This is a genomic window from Novosphingobium sp. PhB57 (assembly GCF_004342985.1).
In the GTDB taxonomy this organism is placed as follows: Bacteria; Pseudomonadota; Alphaproteobacteria; order Sphingomonadales; family Sphingomonadaceae; genus Novosphingobium.
In genome coordinates, this window is the sequence record NZ_SMBO01000002.1 from 515,483 (window position 1) to 537,207 (window position 21,725).

General features: G+C 56.3%; 18 protein-coding genes and 2 pseudogenes. 10 read left to right on the forward strand and 10 right to left on the reverse strand.

Annotated features, from left to right (window positions below; genetic code table 11):
• The first annotated feature begins 63 nt into the window (after positions 1–63).
• The 6 genes from EDF58_RS10105 to EDF58_RS10125 all read left to right on the forward strand — a co-directional run bounded on the left by EDF58_RS10105 (position 64) and on the right by EDF58_RS10125 (position 2,715).
• Positions 64–597: a hypothetical protein gene (locus EDF58_RS10105; RefSeq protein WP_132264992.1), complete on the forward strand. Its 534-nt coding sequence runs from the start codon at positions 64–66 to the stop codon at positions 595–597.
• Positions 594–968 (forward strand): hypothetical protein, encoded by a 375-nt coding sequence (locus EDF58_RS10110; protein ID WP_132264994.1) that lies wholly within the window; start codon positions 594–596, stop codon positions 966–968. The genes EDF58_RS10105 and EDF58_RS10110 overlap by 4 nt, the downstream gene beginning before the upstream one ends.
• A 28-nt stretch (positions 969–996) precedes the next feature.
• The gene (locus EDF58_RS26095) at positions 997–1,245 is read left to right on the forward strand and encodes a hypothetical protein (protein WP_207912880.1); all 249 of its coding nucleotides are present in this window, start codon (positions 997–999) and stop codon (positions 1,243–1,245) included.
• 89 nt (positions 1,246–1,334) lie between these two features.
• Positions 1,335–1,586: a hypothetical protein gene (locus tag EDF58_RS26100; protein ID WP_207912881.1), complete on the forward strand. Its 252-nt coding sequence runs from the start codon at positions 1,335–1,337 to the stop codon at positions 1,584–1,586.
• A complete protein-coding gene (locus tag EDF58_RS10120; protein WP_132264996.1) occupies positions 1,583–2,179 on the forward strand; it encodes a hypothetical protein in 597 nt (198 codons plus the stop codon). Before EDF58_RS26100 ends, EDF58_RS10120 begins: the two co-directional genes overlap by 4 nt.
• Positions 2,167–2,715 (forward strand): hypothetical protein, encoded by a 549-nt coding sequence (locus EDF58_RS10125; RefSeq protein ID WP_165921367.1) that lies wholly within the window; start codon positions 2,167–2,169, stop codon positions 2,713–2,715. The genes EDF58_RS10120 and EDF58_RS10125 overlap by 13 nt, the downstream gene beginning before the upstream one ends.
• A 227-nt stretch (positions 2,716–2,942) precedes the next feature.
• Here EDF58_RS10125 and EDF58_RS10130 read toward each other — a convergent pair whose 3' ends face one another.
• Positions 2,943–3,986 carry an SDR family oxidoreductase gene (locus tag EDF58_RS10130; RefSeq protein ID WP_132264998.1) on the reverse strand — a complete coding sequence of 348 codons (1,044 nt, stop codon included), beginning with the start codon at positions 3,984–3,986 and terminating at the stop codon, positions 2,943–2,945.
• 507 nt (positions 3,987–4,493) lie between these two features.
• Between EDF58_RS10130 and EDF58_RS10135 the strand changes: the two genes are divergently transcribed.
• A complete protein-coding gene (locus tag EDF58_RS10135; protein WP_243654162.1) occupies positions 4,494–5,753 on the forward strand; it encodes a nucleotide sugar dehydrogenase in 1,260 nt (419 codons plus the stop codon).
• Positions 5,754–5,836: 83 nt separating this feature from the next.
• Here EDF58_RS10135 and EDF58_RS10140 read toward each other — a convergent pair whose 3' ends face one another.
• The 9 genes from EDF58_RS10140 to EDF58_RS10180 all read right to left on the reverse strand — a co-directional run bounded on the left by EDF58_RS10140 (position 5,837) and on the right by EDF58_RS10180 (position 18,844).
• Entirely contained in the window at positions 5,837–6,643 is an 807-nt protein-coding gene (locus EDF58_RS10140) for a hypothetical protein (RefSeq protein WP_132265002.1), read from the reverse strand.
• Positions 6,630–7,766, reverse strand: coding sequence for a glycosyltransferase family 4 protein (locus tag EDF58_RS10145; protein ID WP_165921368.1), 1,137 nt, complete (start codon positions 7,764–7,766; stop codon positions 6,630–6,632). Before EDF58_RS10145 ends, EDF58_RS10140 begins: the two co-directional genes overlap by 14 nt.
• An 11-nt stretch (positions 7,767–7,777) precedes the next feature.
• Positions 7,778–9,754 (reverse strand): tetratricopeptide repeat protein, encoded by a 1,977-nt coding sequence (locus EDF58_RS10150; protein ID WP_132265005.1) that lies wholly within the window; start codon positions 9,752–9,754, stop codon positions 7,778–7,780.
• Positions 9,754–11,601 (reverse strand): glycosyltransferase, encoded by a 1,848-nt coding sequence (locus EDF58_RS10155; RefSeq protein WP_132265007.1) that lies wholly within the window; start codon positions 11,599–11,601, stop codon positions 9,754–9,756. The genes EDF58_RS10150 and EDF58_RS10155 overlap by 1 nt, the downstream gene beginning before the upstream one ends.
• 35 nt (positions 11,602–11,636) lie before the next feature.
• The gene (locus tag EDF58_RS10160) at positions 11,637–14,150 is read right to left on the reverse strand and encodes a hypothetical protein (RefSeq protein ID WP_132265009.1); all 2,514 of its coding nucleotides are present in this window, start codon (positions 14,148–14,150) and stop codon (positions 11,637–11,639) included.
• Positions 14,151–14,433: 283 nt separating this feature from the next.
• Positions 14,434–15,600: a sugar ABC transporter gene (locus tag EDF58_RS10165; protein ID WP_132265011.1), complete on the reverse strand. Its 1,167-nt coding sequence runs from the start codon at positions 15,598–15,600 to the stop codon at positions 14,434–14,436.
• Positions 15,578–16,288, reverse strand: a complete 711-nt coding sequence (locus EDF58_RS10170; RefSeq protein WP_165921369.1) for an ATPase — start codon at positions 16,286–16,288, stop codon at positions 15,578–15,580. The genes EDF58_RS10165 and EDF58_RS10170 overlap by 23 nt, the downstream gene beginning before the upstream one ends.
• Before the next feature lie 2 nt (positions 16,289–16,290).
• Positions 16,291–17,652, reverse strand: a complete 1,362-nt coding sequence (locus EDF58_RS10175) for an ABC transporter permease (RefSeq protein ID WP_132265015.1) — start codon at positions 17,650–17,652, stop codon at positions 16,291–16,293.
• A 10-nt stretch (positions 17,653–17,662) separates the two neighbouring features.
• A complete protein-coding gene (locus EDF58_RS10180) occupies positions 17,663–18,844 on the reverse strand; it encodes a polysaccharide biosynthesis/export family protein (RefSeq protein ID WP_165921370.1) in 1,182 nt (393 codons plus the stop codon).
• A gap of 126 nt (positions 18,845–18,970) precedes the next feature.
• On the opposite strand from EDF58_RS10180, the gene EDF58_RS10185 reads away from it, so the two are divergent.
• The 3 genes and pseudogenes from EDF58_RS10185 to EDF58_RS26330 form a co-directional block, all read left to right on the forward strand.
• Positions 18,971–20,380, forward strand: coding sequence for a hypothetical protein (locus tag EDF58_RS10185; RefSeq protein WP_132265019.1), 1,410 nt, complete (start codon positions 18,971–18,973; stop codon positions 20,378–20,380).
• 364 nt (positions 20,381–20,744) lie between these two features.
• Positions 20,745–21,548, forward strand: a pseudogene (locus EDF58_RS10190) (IS21 family transposase); the annotation flags it as partial.
• A gap of 42 nt (positions 21,549–21,590) precedes the next feature.
• Positions 21,591–21,701: pseudogene (locus EDF58_RS26330) on the forward strand (IS5/IS1182 family transposase); the annotation flags it as partial.
• Positions 21,702–21,725 lie beyond the last annotated feature (24 nt).

The following is a 21,725-nucleotide window of genomic DNA, read 5'->3' on the forward strand; positions in this document are numbered from 1 at the left end:
AAAACTCATCCTCACCCTGACGGCCGCAGCCGCCGCAGGGCGGAGAGAAAGACCCAATCTCAAATGATCTACGTCAGTGCAGAAGACCGCAAGCGCAGCGCGCTTGCGAAGCAAGCCGCTCGCCCATTAGCGCGAATGGTCGACTGGACACCCGAGCCTTGCACATCGATCATGCCGCCTGCGTTGACCGGCTTCGAATATGTGGACCGCGTTAACATCGTGATCGCGCATTGGCACAAGAGGCTGTCGCTCGCGGCTCTCATCAGAGCGGTTGCCGAATGCCGGTCCGATCTCCTCCTCGTGGAGCAGCCCCATGTCGTTGATCCGCAAGCGAACATCTACATGACCCTCTTGTTGTGCCGCGACGGTGAGGTTCAGGTCTTTACGGCCTCCGCCTCTGGCTCCACAAGCCTGATACTTCAATTCACCTCATCACGGATCCCGAGAGCGGCGACGAGGTGCGGGCATTTCTGGTCGATCAACGCGGCCTCCATCAGTGACCTTCGCTGCCCTGGGCGACGACAGAGATGGAAAGGATCGGCTCTAGGGCAGCCCCGCGCCGTTGGCAGTTTGTCGGTCGGAGGCGATTTTGCATGACCAAGTACGATAACCTCTATTGGTTGGACAATCTGCCGACCGGATGGGCGCAGCTCTATCGCGATCTTCTCGAAGATCTGGCCGCGGACGGCATCAGCGTCCGCGTAGCGGAGGCCAAAGAGAAATTCGGATCGCTCCGAATCTATCTCCAACCCGGAACTCCGGAAGCCAAAGCCTATATCGCTGCCGCCGAGTTGCGGTCGAAGGCGACCTGCCAACATTGCGGCGATGCCGGCGAGCTTCTGGTTCGCGACCATCTCTACGCCACACTGTGCCCGGTGCATGGCCAAGGCTTTTCCAAGCCTTCTGGAGAACCAGTCGTTTCGCTGAACATCCGATTTCTTGATCTCAGCGGCGAAGGCGAAGTTTGAAGTAGCTCAGGTAGCTGAGCGAATTGGAATGAAAAATTGGGCAAGGCGCGGCACCGCTCGGCTGCCGCGCGGCCTCAACGCGAAAGTCTCTCACATGCAGCATCTGAAAATACCGCGCCCCGCCGGGAGCGCGGACGGCTTGCCGTGGACAAAGGCTGCGACGCATCGCGCCGCCATGATGCTGGCGGTCGACATCGGCGGGCCTATCGATCTTTTCCCTGAACAGCGCTTTTCGGGTACACGTCATACGGTTCTTCTGGAGGTGCCAATCTTCTGATCGCGGCGACAAGGACGGGGTCCGCAATCGGACTGTATGACTACCAGCAGGTCGCCAGACAGCATGGCAGGGACTTGCTGCTAGCGCGCATGGCTGCTCCTGTTGCGAAGTGTGACATCTACCTGTGCCACGACGACCGGTGGGTAACCGGCTATCAGCGCGCGTGGTCGGAAGACCGCTTCTGGTTCTGCCCGCCAGACAACGCCGATAAGCCGTTCATCCGCGTGAGCAGGCACGGCCTGCAGTTCACCACACATTCGCCTCTCGCCGATGCCCGGGGGTTGGATGGTGGGCTTTATCTGGCGAACCCGCCCCACGCGCAATGGCAGGAGGCCGCATGAGCAAGGTTAAAATGAAACCTGCCTCGGCAGACAGGCCTGAGGCGCTGTCCTGCTTCACACTGGATCCTGCCGACGACGGCAGCTTCAAGTATATTCGCTACTTCTACAAGCAGGACGCTCATCGTGATGGCATCACAGACATGGTGATAGCGAAGCTGACGCCAGCTGGACACAAAGCGGCGCATCATGACCTGTTACTGCCCGAAGCAGCCAGTGGTGAATATATGGATCTCAGCTATCTGCTGCAGCGCTATGATGCCATGCTGCCTGGCTCAGAGCGCACCGGCTATGCCCAGTTTACGCTGACGCTACCGTCAGAACAGCCCCCGCATGTAGGCTGGGAGCAGGTTCGGGCCTGGGTCCGGTCCTACTTTGTCCGTCAGGAGCGCTTGGCCGCTTTGATGGTTCTCCATCTGCCCTACCTGGCAGGCTCCTCGAATGCCAATCACATCCATGTCGTGATACCGGCACGCAGGCTATCGGTGAACGGCTTCACCGGGCATGCCAGAGACATTTGCTCGGACAGCGGCTGTCATGACGCGTCGGCCTCGTGGCTCAGCTTTCAGAAGGAGGAGGGTTCATGCGCAAAGTGACCATGATCGATCCGCCCAGTGGCTGGCGCTATGGCTTTCCCAAGCCTCTCCTCCTTGGGGAGGGGCAGAGCCTGCAGGACTGGTTGATCGAGAACGATTATCCGCAGGCTGAAATCGATCTCTTCGGAAGAGACAATCTCCCTTGCCGGCGATGGAAGCGGGAAATTGAAGAGCCACCAACTAATGAACTCAACGCACATGACATCGTTGAGAGGATGAAGCTTATCCTTGCTCGCCGCCATGTTGCAGCAATCCGCGCCGATCCGAGCCTCATCATTCAGGCTCAGTCGGAGAATGAACGTCAGTTAGCCAGCCACCGTGCGACAATCGGGAATAGGGGATGGCGCTTGCTACTTCAGCGCTCAGTCGTTGAGATCATCGCCTATATGCTTCAGAAATCACCAACTGAAGCGACGCTGCGCTCCACCAGCCCATTCTCGATGATCCTGCCGCCCGAGCCAGAGGCAGAACGCAGGCGGATGTGGAGAGCAGCCAAAGCTGAGTTAATAGCAGAAACGGATGCGCAGTTTGGGTGATTCCTCCACCAAGTGGCTGAAGGTTTCAATGCTCCTCGTTTTTCCACCAATAAGACATTCTTGCCACTTCCGCAGAAATCCTCATTCATACCGAAGGAAGAAACCGTGGGGACGTCAAAGTACGCAAAAAGAACCCTCCATCTGCGATGAACCCCCGCCGCACGGAAACCTTTCGGCAGGGGGTTCAAAACAACTGGAATCCTGAATTGTAATCGACTGTTGTCGCTTTACGCTTTTACCGTTTGCGCCAGATACCAAGGGATGGCGACACCGATACCTTCTCCGATGGTGTGCGTGGGATGATAGCCCAAAAGTGCTGCAGCGCGGTCGATGGACGCCAGCGAATGGCGAACGTCGCCGCGCCGAAATTCAGCATACATTGCGTCTTTATCATAATAACACTGGTGTAACGCCAGCCGTTCTTTAATCAATGCAAAGAGTTCATTAAGCGACGTTTGTTCGCCAACAGCGACATTGAAGACCTCGGATTGCTTTTTATTTTGCGCAATACCTGCACGTAAGTTCGCCTGCACAGCATTGTCAATGAAACAGAAGTCGCGGCTCGTAAGCCCGTCGCCATTAATGGTTACAGGCTTATTAGCGATTATCCGATCGGTCCACTTCGGGATAACTGCAGCGTACGCACCATTCGGATCTTGCCGCGGTCCAAAAACATTGAAATATCGAAGCCCGATGGACCCAAAACCGTAGGTACGGGAAAATATCTCCGCATAAATTTCATCAAAAAGCTTAGTCCCTGCGTAAGGGGATAATGGCCGGCCGATACGTTCTTCTATTTTTGGTAAATTCGGTTCATCGCCATATGTGGAGCTAGAGGCAGCATATACAAAATTTTCCACATTTCGACGGCGCGCTTCGTCTAGGATATTGATAAATCCGGTTACATTCACATCATGGCTTGTTCTGGGATCTTCAATTGAACGGGGTACTGACCCCAGTGCCGCCTGGTGCAATACGATCTCGACCCCGTCCATGATATCGGCGCAAGCATCGCGATCGCGAATATCACCTTCCAAAAAGGTGAATGCACCATCTGCAGCGGCAGTCTTGGCGACAATATCTTCAATATTCCGCGGATGACCCGTTGAAAAATTGTCAAAACCGATCACCTTTTGCCCTAAGTGAAGAAGCGATTCGGCGATGTTAGAACCAATAAAGCCCGCAACACCAGTCACAAGCCAAGTTCTTCGTTTAGAAGTTATAAGTTTTTTTAAAATTTTCTGAGATTCATGGTCAAACCAATATGACATGCTGTAAATTTTGCCTTTATTGAAGAATTTTAATTATATGGATTAATTTACAAGAATGCAGTGTTTGGTAAGCCCCGTCTTAATGATCATTAAGCCACTCAAAATGTGGGTAAGTTCTCCAGCCTTCGGCAAAACCTGCATGGGAGTTGCGATTTGCAAGCTGCCCAGAAGGCAACGAAATCGCCCATGACAGTTTTTGGTTATCCCGACCGCTCGGATCGCCTATGCTCCACGAAATTATGCGGTGCAAGAAAGTTAATTGCAATTTCTGTTTGAGGCGGTATGGCCCTTGCGGGGTTTTGCGGATCACTATATTTCTTTTAATTATATAATGTTGCGCTGCAAAAGATTGCTGAAATTGCGGCATTCTAGATTTATTCTAGCTACGTTAGGCTATTCGAGCGATAAAATGATCCAGCAATTTGACTAAAAAATTAACTAAGTTCGAAAATTTACCGTTAACATTGTTGAGGTGCAGTACTAATCGTGTCGTCATCAATATGCGTTGTGGGCCTCGGTTACGTAGGTCTTCCGGTCGCCCATGCTTTTGCTGGAAAGTTTGAAAAAGTCATCGGATTCGACGTCTCTCAGCGAAGAATTGCCGAATTACGTGACGGGCACGATAACACGGGGGAATTGACGTCCGAGCAGCTGGCCAACGTCAACATAGATTTTACTGACAACCCGGAACATATCAAGGCAGCAGACTTCATCGTTGTTGCAGTGCCAACGCCAGTCGATCACAATCGGGCTCCAGATTTTGCCATTTTGCGCGCTGCGTGCCGTACTGTCGGGGCGAATCTTCAGTCAGGTGCTATCGTGGTATTCGAATCTACTGTTTATCCCGGTGCCACCGAGGAGATATGCGCCCCTGAACTCGAAGCGGCTTCCGGCCTAAAAGCTGGCACCGATTTCAAACTGGGCTACAGCCCAGAACGCATCAACCCAGGTGACAAGGAACATCCGATCGAGGCCATCGTTAAGGTGGTTTCCGGTCAAGACAGCGAGACGTTGGAAATCGTCGCCGCCAAATACGAAGCCATTATCGATGCAGGTGTGCATCGGGCCTCGTCAATCAAGGTCGCCGAGGCGGCAAAGGTCCTCGAGAATACGCAGCGTGACGTGAACATTGCGCTGATGAACGAACTGGCGAAAATCACTCGACTAGCGGGAATCCGAACGGCAGACGTACTCGAAGCAGCCGGCACGAAATGGAATTTCCTTCGTTTCAACCCCGGACTCGTCGGCGGTCACTGTATTGGCGTTGATCCTTATTATCTGACTTCTAAGGCAGAACAGCTTGGATACCATCCTGAAGTAATTCTTTCAGGTCGGCGCATCAACGATGGCATGCCACGCTATATCGCCACCGAAGTGTTGCAATTGCTAGCCACGCACGGTTTTCCCATCCGTCGTGCACGCATCGGAGTGCTGGGCGCAACCTTCAAGGAAAACGTTCCTGACGTGCGCAATAGCAAAGCGGCAGAACTTGTTCTCGAACTCAAGAAGTTCGGCATGCAAGTAATGGCCAGTGATCCCCATGCCCCCATAGAGCAGATGCATGAGGAATACGGCATCGAGTTGGTCGATTGCGATCAAGTCAAGGATCTCGATGCAATCATCATTGCGGTGCCGCATCACGCCTACCTCAACGACCTGCCGGCGCTCATTCGCTCCAAATTAAATCCGCGCGGCCTGCTGGTCGATCTCAAGTCGGCGCTCAACCCGGCAGATTTCCTTGGAGAGTATCAGTACTGGTCTCTCTGATGAGAGACCCTGGCAGATGACGTGATGATCCATCCTAACAGGTCCGACGTGCAGCGCGACGGACCTGTCAGGTGCAAGCAGGTTCAGTAGCCGAAAAAAGTCTGATAGGTCGTGCATTCGGCTGCGATGCGTTCCGCAAAAGCACGTTCGAGAGGGTGAAGCGTGCGCTCCTCCCACCGGCGGGAAGCAGCATTGATGGCGTTCCCGTGGCGTTCAGTTTCGAAACCGCGACCCAACTGTGTAAGATGGCGGCCAACTTCGCCTCCCCCGGGCCAACCGACAAACTCCGCCAATGATGCCCGATCCGCGTCCGATCTTATGAAATCTTCATACCGTACCACGCGCCACCGAGTCCCTCTGCTACTGAGGAATTCACACAATTCGACGATCTCTTGCGCTTCGCGCAGGCAATAGGAAAGCACCCACGTATCATCAAAGCGGTGAAGGTTGTCCTGAATGCGATGCTTTTCCATGAAGCTTGCAGCAATGTCCCGCATATCGCGAACAGTCACGACTACGCAGGGGGGGGCAAAATACTCAAGCACAGGGCGATGTTCAGCCGCAAGGACTTCCTTCAATGCCCATCGGCGGCCAGCAAGGCGCGGAGCAAGCAAGCGGCGGAAGCGGCCCCGCCAAGTGGTGTCAGCGAAACCCCATTCCGCGTCGGTAGCGCCAAGGCCGAGATTCTCCAGTTGAGTACGCAGCATCGTCGGGTTCTTGAGCGCGAAAAGGAAGGGTTCGATGAGTACAATCTGCTCGGGCGGCAGGGTCAGCCAGTTGGCAATCATGGTGCTGCCGGTACGGCCCATCGACGCGATATAGAAATCCGGCCGAGGCAGGTCACTACCCAGATCGTCACCGGTTACGGCGTTCAATTCAGCGATGTGCATCGACGGCCTGCTGCATCCATTCAAGGTCGCGCGGAATAACCAGCGCCTGCGCGGATTGTGCACGGACGCGCGAAGCTGCAGCGCGGCTGCGCGCCAGAAAGACCTCAGGCTGATCGATCATGCAGGCAATTTCATCGGCCATACTTGCCACATCTTCGGGAGCGGCCAGACCAGCGCACGTGCCGTCGACAAATTCCGGGATAGCATGAATGCGGTTGGTGACGGGTACAAGCCCAGACGACATCGCTTCGTCGCGTGAAACCCCTTGCGTGTCGAGCCGAGAGGGAGCCAGAAAGACACCGTGCGTGGCATGTTCCAACGGGATATCCTGCTGCCGCAGAAAGCCACGCCTAATAGTAACATTAGACAAGTGCTGCAAAGGAGCAAAAGTTTCATCAAACAGCGGGCCATCGCCCACGAAAGTGAAACGCATCTCGGTAAATCGAGAGTGCCGCTGCAGTACAAGTACGACCTTCACCGCCAAGTCGTTTGCATAAGCCCAGGAATCGTGCGGGCGGATCGAAAGAATGCGCAAAGCATCTTCCGGCATCTTGCGCTTTGCGGGAAACAGGATGGTGTCTATTGGATTTGAGATTACTTTTGTTCGATCGCCTCTCATCCCCGCCCCGACATCTTCGGCGAAAAGTGCTGCCGCACTCTGGGAAGGGAATGCGAAGCGCAGTCCAGAAGGCCAGGGGGAAAGGGCAGCCTGCCAGAACACAGTACGTTTTCTGGTCAGTTCCAGCGCGTGCTCGCGTTCGACCTCTTCTGTAAGCAGCAGCGCCTTGGCGCGCAGGATGCTGGGGATTTCCGATCCATGCAGCCATGCGCAAACTGGCAAACGGCCGTTCAATGACGCGATCGCCGGCCATTGCATTTCGTCGAGACCATGAACGGCTACGACATCAGGGGCAAACCCGAATACCGCAGAGTCGAAATCGACAGGGCGTACGGTAAGGCATTCAACGCCTTCGAAGACATGCACAGATGCGGCCGCGCCCAACCGCACGACCCTCACATCATGGCCCGCTGCCTTGTAGGCCAGCACGCGGCGATGAACGAACGGATATTTATAGAGATCGTCGTCCGCAGGATAGGACCGGGTCAATAGGGCAATGCGCAAAGGTCTGGCCTCTATCGGATGTGGCGCCAAATGCCGCCAGCAATGCGTAGGTTCTCAGGCTTGGTCGCAAGGAAGGCACGCAGGCAGCGGAGATAAGCGCTACGCCAGCGCTGCGCGTAATCATCCGCAGTCTCGCCATCATCAGGCATCGGGAGATGCTCCAGAACAAAGCCGAGACGGTTGTCGTCCCGCCAAACCGGCGCGACGAACGCGGAAGAGGAGCCCATCCGGTGCGCAGTACGCGCTGCAAATTCCGAAAAGGTGATGTCCCATCCTTCAAACGTAATACGCGGCGCAGCAAGATTGATGGCGCCATCAGCCGCGATAACCACGATGTAGTCCTGGCGAAGGGATTGCATAAATGCTCGGGCGACTTGGGTGTCTGTCTGATCGCTAGTAGAGATCAGGTTCTCCGTATAAGCGGTACGAGCGACACTGGGCGTCGATGCAACCCACCGCGATCGGGCGCCAATGAGTTCCAGAGCCAGCGGTCCGAAGTACATGGCGCCGACATGGGCGGAGGCGAAGACCACGCCCTTGCCTGGAGCACGGGCACGCGCTTCGATAATGAATGCTTCGACGTGCTCAAGCTCTTCCGAGAGGTGCTGCATCGCCTCATCGACTTGGTCGTCCCGACATTCCAGCCAGTCGAGTAGGTAGAGGTCGGCCAGATGCCCCCATTTCGCGCGACGGTCGAATTCAGCCCTATCATGCGGGCAATCGGGGGACCGCAAGCCCCAGGCCCAGTTCAAACGCGCTTCGGGAATGTGCACATCATCCACTCTGTTCCACAAGGCTGCGAGGCCGGCATCGAAGGATGCAGGCAAGGTAGCAGAGCGCTGCGCTACCCAGGCATCGAACAGATCGCCCGCTTCTTCAACGCGGCCAGCCTGTGCCATGGCCCCGGCGACATACCGGTGCCACCGCCCGCTGCTTTGAGGACTGTTGCGCATTACAGCTTCGAACTGTTCGGCTGCGGCCATGTAGTCGCCAAGCTGCTTGAGCGCACGTGCATAGAGCGCGCGAAGTTCGGCCATGGCGGGCTGCATCGCTACGGCCTGCTCCAGATAAGGCAGAGCACGACGGGTATTGCCATTGCGCAACAGAACCTGGCCCAGCAAGGATACCATCCTGAGGTTTTCGGGCTGCTGCCTGACGCCGACCTCAAGGTGTGCGATGGCCTTGCCGAAACGTTGGTCGCCTTGCTGCCCTTCGTACCAGGCCTGTGCCAGATGGCTACGGAGCACCGGCCCATCAATGCCAAGCAGGACAAAGGCTTCTCCTGCCGCTATCGCCGCGTCATAGTGGCGTGCTCGGAACAGGGCCTGTACGATGTTTCCAGCAAGCAATGGACTCTCGATCCGAGACGTATCGAGGCGCGTTGCCAGTGTCGCAGCGCCATCGTAATCGCGCTCGCGCAGAAGCGAAAGGAGCATGACGTTGACCAAGCGTTCATCGCCTGGCACGTGTTCCATCGCGCGCGTGATAGCGCCAGCTTCTTTCTGTCGACCGGCGGAAAGGCGATATTGTATCTGAGAAGTGCGCAGGGAGATATCGTCTTCGCACTCCACCAGAAGGTCGTCGATCAACGCGATCGCCTCGTCCCAGCGCGACACGCGGGCCAGCAACCCAGCCCTCTGTTGGCGTTCGGCCCGAGCAGGGGGCAAAGCAAGGGCGATCGTGGCAAGGACGTCGGCAGCTTCTTCGAGGCACTGGTTTTGGATCAACGGCGTAACCAGAAGGCGTCGCAAGTCCGCTGATTGCCCTGCAGCGCGAACCATGTCGGTGTTGATGCTGGACACGGTAGCTTCACCCAGCCTTATGCGGGCCAGCGTTAACAACACGAAAGTCTCGGGACCCGGGCCCACATCCGGCATAGACAGCGATGCCGCAAGATCGAGCCCTTCCCTCCACCTGCCTTTGCGAATGGCATTCGCTGCCTGCGCAAACCTTTGCGCGGCCTCATTCGGTAATAGGGCAATGTCCATCAGCCAGCGGCCTTGCAAGCCACACGCAGGAAAGTTTCGAGCATTCCGGAAACAGCGAAGTTCTTCTCTAGAAAATAGCGTGATGCCGGTTCAAAAATCGCTGGATCTTGTGCCCGCCCGCGCAAAGCCGCAACCTTCTCGCACGCCTCTTCGAGATCGGTTTTGTTGGCAGAGCCCAGAAGATGGCCGGTGACGCCTTCGATGAAGCACTCCGAGGCACCCCCGGCAGGGGTAGAGACGACTGGCACGCCCAGATACTGCGCCTCGATCAGAACGTTGGGCAGGCCTTCGAAGCTGGACATGAGGACGAGCACATCCATCCGCTTCATCCAGTAGCCAACGGCCACAGACCTCCCGACAAAATGGATGCGGTCCGCAACGCCCAGCCCGCGAGCCAGATCCACCGCTTCATCAAGCAAGCGGCCACCACCCACGAGCAAGAACCGCGCATCAGGATATCTGCGGATGTAGCGGGCGGCAAAACGGATCCAGGTCAGCGGGCGTTTGTCTGTGTCGAAGCGAAACACGCCACCGATAGTATGGGTCGCATCCGCCGTCTTTTCTGCGAAGTCCTGCCATTCGGTCTCAAGATCGGGCGTGCCTGTCGTGTCCATACGTGGCACGCCGTTATAGACGATCTCGAAGCGTTCGAGAGGCTGATCCAACCAGTGTGCATAAGCGGCAGCCGCCGCTTTGCTGTTGCTCACGAATTCAACGCCGGGAATTTCCGCCAGCGCACGGTACATAGTTTCGTATTCCGGCTGGAACATGTGCTTGCGCACTACCGGTGGCAGGCCGCGAATGACCAGTTGTATCCGGGGGATACCCGCCACGACCGCCGCCAATCCGGCAAACAGGCATGCTCCATCCTGCCAAATGGAAACCACATCCGTGTCGCGTTGACGAAAATGAGGCACCAGACGGCGAAGGCCGTAGGCTACCTTTGCCGGAAGATAATCCAGCAGCAGGGCAAGGTCGGCATCGTCGATTGCGAGATCGGCCGCTGCCGTAGGGTCCATCTGATCAATCTGCGACAGTTTGACGCCTGCGGCGACAAGATCGGGCAAATAGAAATCGTGCTGACGTTCGGGGCCATGAGAGCGGACGATAACTTCGACCTGCGCGTCGATAGGTATTCCGCCGACATGTCCATCGCGGCAGCGCGCCAGTTCCAGTTCCGCCGCCGTACGCGAAAGCTGCCGTTCGGCGCCGCCCGGACCAAGGCTGCCGGTTATGAGTGCAAGCCGGCCCATGCGATCTTTCGGCAATGCGCGCACTGAACGGTCGCGATAGCTGATGATGGCATGCTTCATAGCCAAGATCCGGCAATCTTCATCGATGCCAAGTTCGCGCCCTTCATGACGCGAAATCAAATCGATCATCCGGAAAACCCGTGCAGCAAATGCGTTTTGTGCAAGGTTTCGAGCGGGAACCGGAGCTTCCCGCAGGACTTTAGCCGCACGCATCAGAAGCCCACGACCATTAAGGCGACGCGCATACGTAAAGAACAGCTTGCGCTCGCTTGGGTGATGGCTCATCAGCCGCTCGAACAATTCATCGGCAAGTTTGTAGGGCGGCATCTTTGCCAACGTTTCCGCCCACCCGATTGCCAGTTCGACGGGGGCGTCAGCGGGCAGGAATGTCAGATCAAGCCAACGTTCCGCCTCGTCAAACGCTCGCCGTGCCAAGGCATCTTTTGCGAGCACGAGCCTATCCGCTGTCGGCATAGGACCGACCAGCATTTCCATTTCGTGGTTGGAAGCGGGAGCGACATCCTCGCTCGGGACTTCAAGCACAAAGGGGTCGGCGAGGCTCTGGTCTGCCTCGACCGTATCCTTGTAGTTCATCGGCACTTCCTTCAAGGGATTGCTGGTGTGGTCCGTCAAGTCGCCAAGGACGGCGAACTGGCTTGGCGCCGCGCTGCACGCGCCGCCTGCCTCCCTGCAAGGACGTTACAGCGTTCGATATTGGCGGCAGTGCTGGGAATGCCGGGAGAGACCTGATCGAGACGCTGCCATTTCGCGACCGCTTCATCGAAGGCTTCAGCGCGCATGGCTTCAAGCGCCGCACGGCGCAGAACCGACGGCTGATCGGGGTTAATCAGCAGCATGAGCTTCACGATCTCGTGAGGCGGCTCAGATTCACCACCTTCGGCGTCAATTTCGCGCAGACGGGTGCGTAGGCGGCTCATAATCCGCAGCGCTTCTGTATCAATCACATCAAGCCGGTCGGAATATCGCCGCAAAAGCTGCCAGACATCAACGGCATTTGCATAATGACCTGACCCAAGCAGATTGCGGATATGCCTGACACCCACGGTCGGAGCTTTTTTCAGGAAACGGGTCAGTCGAACCGAATACCGCTCAATGTCGGCTTCGCGTTCTTCGGAAAGCGCACCGTAAGTCCCCAAGGCCAGAGCGAACTCTCCTGCCAGTCCGGCCATATGCGCCAGATCGGCGCGCAGGCTTAGATCATCAGGGTAGAGCGCCACGGCGCGTTTCAATACCGACAATGCCTCCGCATGGCGATCCAGCGCGCCAAGTGCGCGGGCATAGAGCAGTACGGTAGCTTGCTGCTCAAAAACTGCTTCGCCTGCATCGCGACATACTGCGACGACGCCCGCGTCATCGGATGCATCCCGCGCCTTCTCCCTGAGACTATTGGTAGCCATGCGCTTCACGCGAACGGCCTTGCGCAAGTCCGGCGTTACTGCGAGCGACGCCCTGGCAAGACCGAAGGCCTCGCCCAGCAGTTCCTGCTGCAGCAACAGTTCGGATCGTTCGCTCCATTCAGACGCGAGCAAACGCAGCGCCTTCACCGTCTTGTCGCTGAGATTGGGCATCGCCATGATGACTGGGGCGATATTTGCCAGCGCCATTTCCATCCCGTTGTGGACAGCCTCGTCAAGCAAAGCGGGAACCGAACCACTGTCAATCCGCGCCAAGGTCGCCAAGGCCCGAGTGAGGGCTTGTGCATCACGGTTGGCAATTGCCCATTCCGACACCGCACGGCCCAGCCCCGGAGTCTGGCGGCTGTCGAGGATGTCCAACATCTCCTCCAGCCAGCCTGCTGCCTGATCAGTGTTACCTAAAGTCCCATATTGATCGAGCACCCACACGCCTGCGGCATGGTTAGCGGGATCGAGGCGAAAGGCCAGCTTGCGGTAACGCAGGGCCTCTTCCATTCGCCCAAGCCTATCAGCCGCGAGACCAGCGATATGATAAATATGTTCATTTTCGTATTCGTTGGTCAGTAACTGGTATGCAAGGTTTAGCGCCCCTTCCCAATTTCCGGTTTCGAGCAGAGCTTTCGCAAGAGCCTGGCGAATTTCGGGGGTCATTTCAGGAGAGTCGACGTGCCGGAACAGGGTATTGGCTGCTCCTTGATGGTCACCGATTTGCGAAAGCACCATGCCGTGCAACAATTGCAAAGCGACGCTGTCACCATGCTTCTTCAAGGCGGCGAATAATTGGCGCGACGCTAAAAAGAAGTCATCATATTCGAAGGCTGCAGCGATATTCTCTGCAAGAAGCGTGGCTTCCGATGCACCATCGTCAGTGGCATCGAGATCGCCTTCTGCAATACGCGGAAGCACATGGTGCTGTTGGACCCAGCCATACCACTTATCGCTGAAAGGGTTGGTGAAATGCGTCAAGTCGAGGCCATCACGCTCCATGGCGCGTTCTTGTCCAAATTCGCGCATCAGTTCGGTGGGGTCGAACAGCGCCGTGTCTAGATGCTGCGCAGCCTTCTTAACCCAGCGGATGAGCTGGTTTCGAGCCGGCACGATGTTACCATCGGGCAGCACTCCATTGACATGGGTTACAAAGAGCAGGCGATCTTTGCCAACGACATCTACCAGTCTCGCCATGTCGGCCAGTATTTCATCGTAGCCTTGCTGCGTCACCGAAAGGCGTTCGAGAAGGCTGCGATCGTTTTCGGACAGATGACTCACTGCACGATCGCGGCTCAGGAAAACGCGCAGAGCCTCGCGATCTGCCCCACCTGCAAGGCTCCAGAACTTACGCGCGCGGGCCGCCGATGCGAAAATATCGCCAAAATGCCGCATTAGGTAGTTCGCCTGAACCGCCACGCCATCGATGCGATAAGCCTTGGCAGAACTGATTTCCACAATGGTTAGGTCTGCCAAAACGGTTTCTGCAGCAGTGGCGCTACGCGGTCCACCTGGCCTGAACAGGATCGGCTCGACTTCTTGAGGAAACGTGCGCTCACCAAGTCGATAGCTAAGCTGCTGTACGGCTTCTTCACTGGTATGGGTAAAACCATAGATCCGCTGCAGGTCCAAACGAATGGGATAGCGTGCTGCACCACGTTTCAAAGGCGTGTTGATGCGGCAGGTACCAATCGGAGTAATGGAAATTTTACTTGAGGTCATAGTTTCGCAGTTGAATATATTCAAATCAAAATCAGATTACCGTGGCATTTCCTTGCAGGAAATGCGGAGGAAATATCACGAGGCCCACCAACAAAGGGTTTGGATGTAGGACATGGCGCCACGCAAGCGCCATCGTTCTTATCCGTTACTACTTTGTTTAGCTTCTCTAGCGAGAGCTAATAGGGTCATCGCGTCGATCGTCAAGGAATTTCACTGCCAACTAGGCCTTCGCTCGAATACCTTGCCTCATAAGCGGAACTGGCACCCAGGGGGACTTGAAGGGCTACCTTCGCCCGCCACGAAACAGGCTGAGACCAAGCATCAACAGAAAAGTCAGCACACCCCCTGCCAGTAATGCTTCGATCGCGACCATCGGCAAATCGGGGCTTGTTGGCCTATCGGAAGCCACAGGACGAGCGATGACAGTCAGGTAGCGACGGAGGCGCGTCGTTTCACGGTAGGCCTGCTGATAGGCGTCCCTGGCCGCGGCAAGATTGTTGTCAGTAAAGGTCTGGGCGTTCTTGAGTTCTGTATATGTCCGCAGCCGCGCTGCCTGCGAAGTGCTGCTACCCGCCAATCGTTGGCGCGCCTGCTCCAGTTGAGCCTCAAGTGCTGAAACCTGCATTCGCGCAGTCTGGAGCATCGGATGATCAGGATTGTCGAACGCCTTCACCTTTGCATAGTTGATGCGCGCAGTATTCAATTCCTGTTCGATTTGACCGATCATGGTCATTACCATGGAGGCTTCGGCTTCGGGGTCTATATTGTGATTTTCTGCTCGCCATGCCGCAACAGCATTGGCTGCGGCAATCGCCTTGTCCTGTGCTGCACCCAATTGCCGAGCGTCGACGTCTAAAGTATTTTGCACGCCCTGATCGTCCATCCGGGATACGAATAGCTGTGCCTGGGCAAGAAGTGCCTCTGCCATACGACGAGAATCACCTGGCGAGTAGGCAGAAACTTCGACGACGTTCTCCTGCTCCACCATTTTGAATTTGACTGATACTGCCTCGCCGTAAGCACGGTAAAGCACATCACTTCCCGCGGCAGGATCCACATGCAAGATGCGGGGCAAATCAACGCGTTTTGCAAGCTGTAGCATACTATCGCGAGACTTAAGAAAGTCATTGACGGCGAAACCGTCCACAAAGCCCGCACCGGCTGCCCCCGAACCCGTGGCAAGGAAGCCGGTCGCACCAGCTGCACCGGCTTGCATGACGTTGGTGCCGCGAACCGAGAAACGTGATTCTGCGGCAAAACGCGGCTTTTCAATCAATGTTGCCCATCCCATCGCCGCCACAAACGTCCCGATAAGGAGCACCCCGATAAGGCAGTTCCGATTACGCCGCTCGCGCGAGGCCCTTGCACGAACCTCATGGGCCAGAACGAGAGCGCGTGACTGGGCTGGAGTGGCAACTTCCTGCCCGTTAGAAAAAGAATTCTGCGTCATCGCTGCTTCCTGCACTCGCGCTCGTCCCCATTTCTTCCCTGACCGAATGCGCAGGATAGCGTTCTATGCATGATTCAAGGTCATCATCGACGGTGAAATCCATGCCATCGTAAATTAAAGCTTTCGTGCAATAGTCCAGCATTTGCTTTTGCCTTGGCGTCGACAGGATCAAAGACTTGCCGACCAGCCTATCTTCAAATAGCGACTGCCACATTCGAGTAAATCGTGATTCCTCGAATGGAATTGCTCCATCAATCACATAAAGATCAAATTGCGGCAATAACCCTAAAGCGAAATTAAACTCCTGCTTTACGTATTGCGGCCAAGTATTGAATGGCTCATCGAGATAGTCAGGTCTGGGCACCAACAAGCTCACCAATTCGCAGGCTCGGGGATATTCCAAACCATGAATTGCGCTGATCAGTTCGATGGCGTCTTGCCCGGTGGCCTTACCGCTGGCGATACCATTGCGCCCGATCGGCCATGATACTGAACCCGTGCATCGTACATGGCCCCGGCGCGGCGGCCGAAGACCGGCCAGCACATCCAGTACGGAACGGCGAAGCTCAGGCGTGGTTGAAAGCAACGCATAGCGCCCTGGCTCCAGATGGAAATCCAGATTGTCGAATAAATGAATCGATCGACCATGAACGGTGACGTCGTCCGATAGGGAAAGCAGGTCTATCATGATCAGGCCGGGACTACCCGCGAACGCACGATCCATTGCGACATGAAGGCGATCAGAATCGTTATTGCCAATCCTGTAAAGAAGTAGACGGGACTAGCATCATCAGAAGTGTAGTTCTCAAAATAGGCTTGCCGCATGAGTTGCATTGCGTGAGCGAGAGGAGAACCAAGAGCGATGGGTCGATAGCTGTCGGGTAATTGTTCAGATACTAGGATGACACTGGAGAATATTTGCATACAGCGTTCGATTGCCGGAGCGAAACGGGGAAAATAGTGCCAGACTACGGCAAGGGCGCCGAAGATAATTCCGATCGCTTCGGCAGCGATCCCCATACAAACGATCCAGAACGCAACGGCCAGTGGTTTATGGGGAAGGCTAAACAAACCGGCCAAATATCCTACGCCGATCAGGACCACGAATGCACCCGCGTAGGCCAGCATCTGCACCAGGCCCTGCATTAATCCGATCATCGATGGCGTGATCGGGTGAATGTTCAGCAAAGCTCGATGAGCGTGAAACGACATTGAACTGCGGAAAATCACCGTTCGGAACATGATCCACGTCGTAGCCCCGGTCATGGCAAAGGTCGCGACATCCATGTTGAGGACCGAAGATATTCCGCTGAGGAAATAGCCTGCAGAGATCAAGCCCATGAGTACTGCTGGCCCCACCATCGTCCACACGATTGCAAGACGGCTTTCTGCCCGCAACAATGCAAATTGGTAACGTAGCACGGCGATCCATGCGCGCATCTTCATGTGCATGGGGTGGCTGGATCGAGGCGCCCGCGCGGCATCGATGCGGACCATCAGGTCGCGGAGATGCATGAGGTCACCTTCCTCGTCCTCCGGAATGGCGATAGTATAGGCTTCGTCCGCCAGTAAGGCTTCACGCCGCGCGCGGCTGATCTTCTCCGCATCGCTGCGTACTTTACGCCGCTGGTAGCCGGTCAATAGCGGCGTGACGCCTTCAGTAAAACCAGTCGGACGGAAGCCTGCCACATAGATATCGATTCCACTGCGCGTATCCGCTTCCAACAGACGGATGATGGTGCGCAATTGCCGGCGGCGCAGTTCGGCATAATCCGGGTGAGGATCTATCTGCTCAATCCCACGCTCGATACCGCGCGCGATCGCATCGTAGATCTGACGGCGGTCCCCCACCGTTTCATGCGGAAGGCGCCGCAGGCTATCCAATGCAAACGTGAGCACTGTGTCGGATTCCAGATCGCCGCCGGACACGAGAGGTTCGGCAGTCGCCGCCACCAACGCCAGTTCCGTAGGCAGATCGCCGTGAGTGGCTTTAGCAGCCCTTTCCGCTTCGCGGCGGGCACGCCACTTGGCTATGCGGTCGTCATTGCTCACGGTGCCGAACTCAGGGCGCTACGTAGGTCGCTGACCGTGCGGTGCTCATGACGCTGCTGAACGCGGACAGGATCTTGTGAGACTGCGCGAACGGTGCGTTCGACAACAGCAATGCATCGCCATCACGGACAGCAAATGCGCTCGCCACCGCAATCTGCGCCGGGTCGCGAAAATCAAAATGATAGACATGAGGTATCATCGTGGTTGTGCCAAACGCTTCTCCCAACCGCATCAGATAGACGCCCCCTGGACTTGCCGCCGAGTCGTTCAACCCCCGGGCATCGGCCACCGCATCCGCTAGGCTGTAATTGCGCCGCGTGATCCGCACGCGACCCTGCATTCCAGCTGCACCTAGCACGTTCACCATGGCCGGAGTGTATCGAACGATCACGACATCACCCGATTGCATGGCGATATCCTGCGCAGGTCTTTCATAGATGTCTACCAGCGGAACAGAGCTGCTAACAGAACCTCGGCGCACTGTGACCGTTGCCAATTCCTGGTTGGCCGGAGCAGCCCCTGCTATACTGAGCAATCGGCTCAGACGAGTGGTTTCCGGCCCGAGCGGCACTATTCCGGGATGCGTCACGTCGCCCTGCACGGAAAGCAGGCGGCTGTGCCTTTCCTTCACAACGACGGTCACGTCCGAACTCAACACGATGCGGCGAAGTCGCTTCAGGATTTCCGCTCGGGCATCCAGTGGGGTCAACCCGGCAACACGCACCTGCCCAACATAAGGCAACTGGATTGCACCAGACGGATCGACCGGCAAGCCATCAAAGCGAAACGTGCCTTGCCCGTTGGACGGGAACAAGTTGAGTCCATCATTTTCCGATAAGCCAATCGACAGCAGATCCCCAGCACCGATAAGATCGGTTTGCGCTTCTGGCGCCGCGATCCAATCAGGAACGAAGCTCGCATCAACATTGCTTTGGCTTGCGGCGGCGTCTGCCATGGTCGCTTCGACGAGACGAATAGAGCTTTCACGTTCGGCGCGGGCGAAATCGGCGGAGGAGGGTCCACTGCGCGGGAGGGCACAGGCTGCAAGCAGAATTGTCAGCGCGACAATGACGCTCCAACACATTCTGCGAGTTTTCACCTGCGCGCCGCCCGTTGGCCGCATGATCGGCAAGGAGGCTTGAGGTAATGTACGGGGAGTGGCTGTGGCGACACAATCGAAACGCGCAGACATGTGAATTGTATCAGAATCCCGGGTTGATCGAGCCACGGCCCTCACAGGTCCAGCCGTATCCGCTGCAGAAAATTGCGTTGCCGCATCGCAAGACCAGCCCCATAACCACGACAAACCCCTTGCGCAATGGACAAGGTGCATCAAGTATGCCCGCTCAAGGGCAGGCTTGGAGGGATCAGGGCCAATGATCAATTCGACGATTGGCAAGATCGGAAACGGCAAATAGGCAATCAGCTATATTCGAGTTTCCTTCCGACATTCGGCAGAAACCGTCGAGGCCCTTTAGGCAGTCCGTCAGAAATTTCGAAAGCCAAGATCAAGGTGTCGCGAAGGTTTGCTCTTATTAGCCATGCGATGATGATGCTGGCCGGTTTTTGCATATCGCCTGCTGGCGCCAAACAAACTGCCAATAGCGCCGAAGATCGGCTCCAGACGTTGCCCACAGAATGGATTTTGCCGTTACCGACACAGGATGGTGTGACATTCGCCCAGATAACGGAAAAAAGGCCTATAGACCTTACCCGTAGTGGTGGCAGCATAGCATTCATTTGGGGCGGGAAGAGCGGCAAAGGGTGGCTCGGCAGCAGATACTACCCAATGGATCGGGATTTAAATCGAGACCACGATATAACATGGTTCCAAAGTAACCTTGCAGATGCCGTGGCCTATCGGTGTGATGGAAAGACCCCTGCAACGACCTACACTTATAGATGGGGTAGTTACATGCCGGTTGATGTCACGAACCCCCGCGTCCGCGATTATCTGTTCAAAACGTACATGATGCCTGCGCTTGCAGGAGGGGAAAAGGTTATTGCGCTCGACAATGTGAGCCTACGCAACCTGGGCGGCCGTTGCGGAGCCTACCGAGAAGGACACTGGTCACCGTTTTTTAGCGGCAAAACCATCGATCCTGACTATGCGACCTCCGTGCTGGATTGGGTTGCATGGCTACGCGACCGGCTCCATCGCGAAGGTGGCAGATTGGCTCTCAACGCAAAGATCGACGGCGACGATGCCAGAAGCGTCCGGCAGCTGGTGGCGTCGGCGGACATATGGCTGCTGGAAGCGGGCTTCACGCGAAATTGCAAGGAGCGGGTAAGCGATGATCGTTGGCACAGCAGAATGGATTTGGCACGTTGGGCAGCAGCGCGCATACCATGGGTGGATCTCGACAAAAGCTGTGCCCCCCCGGATCTGCTGGACGATGACGAGGCTCAATGGATCGTCGCCAATTTCCTGCTGGCGAAAGGTTCGCAGAGTGTTCTGGGCGTGATTCACGATGGCGATCCCAGTCGGCAGTTACGTTATCCTGCTACTCTCAATCCGCCCGTCGGGCATCCGGTGGCGGAGGCGGTACAGATAAACACCGCCGCAATGATGCGAATGTACAGCAAGGGGTTGGTAGTTGTGAACGCTTCATCCAAAGCTGTGCTGCGGTTTAAATTACCTCAAGGTGTTTGGACCGACATTCACGGGAAACCAATATCCCGCACTCTCATTCTGTCGCCGACAGCAGCGGCGGTACTTCTGCACTAAAAGATGCTCCTTACAGATCGCTGAGGTCTTGTGTCGGATAATCAAAGGCAAAATGCCCGCCCCTTCACGCTTCAGATATTCTCAGAGCCTCAGAGGCCTCTCTGATTGGGGCCTAGTGGATCAAGCTACTTTTGCGACTTTTTGATCATTCCCATGGATCACTGGCTTCTCTCCGCAGTCAGCTCAAGGCCGTCGCTTAATGGGGTCATGGAGAACAAGACGTCTCAATCTGCTTCGCGACCTTCAGCTAAGCTTAAGTGTGCAGGGCGGTGACAAACTAGGCCAATGGAGCGCCAGAAAATTGCTGAGCGCGGCGGGGTAAAACCCAGCCATTGGTAAGGTTGGCCTTTTGGAGCGGCCGAGGATGTTTGCTGTGGAGAGCTATGCAGCGGTACGCCGCTTTGTGTTTGTCGAAGGGAACAGTTAGCGGGATGCAGCGAAGGTTATCGGCTTGACCCGAGAGATGATCGCGAAGATGTACCGTTTCTCGCTGCCGTCGGGCTACACGCGCTTCAAGTCTGTTGCCAAGCCGAAGCTGGGATCGTTGCTGCCGGTGATCGACCGAATTTTGGCTGAGAATTATGTTGCGCCGGTAAATCAGCGCCACACGGCCAAACGCATCTTTGAGCAGTTGCGCGATGAACATGGCTACGGCGGCGGTTGTACGGTGGTGAAGGATTACGTGCGCCGGAGCCGTGTGCGCAGCCGTGAGACGTTCGTGGCGCTGGCGCATCCGCCCCGAGCACGCACAGGTGACTTTGGCGAAGCGGTGGGCGTGATCGGCGATGTGCGGCAGAAGGCGCATTTCTTCTGTATGGACGTTCCGCAATCCGATGCCTGCTTTGTGAAGGCCTATCCTTCCGAGACGATGGAAGCCTTTCTAGACGGGCATGTTTGCGCGTTTGCCTTCTTTGGCTGGGTGCGGCTTTCGATCCTGTACGACAAGACGAGGATCGCGGTCGCCAAGATCTGCGGGGATGGCAAGGGCAACGACGAGGGGAAGGTCGAAGAACTGGTGAAGTGTGTGCGCTCACACTTCATGGTGCCGATCCCGCGCACTGCAACCTATGACGACTTCGACGCAGAGCTGGAACGGCGGTGCCGGGCCCGGCAGGAGGAGCGAGCCGGGCATCATACAGAGACGATCGGAGAGCGCCTTGCAGCCGATCTGGCGGGGGACTGTCAGGAACTCCGTGTACAGAAACGCCTGTGGTGTCGCCTCAATGAATGGCGACGCATCGCAACCCGTTACGACAAACTTGCCACCAACTACATGGCCGGCGTCTTCCTAGCCGCAACGATTATCTTCTGGTGCAATTGAGTCCGGACCCTTAGCACGTTATCG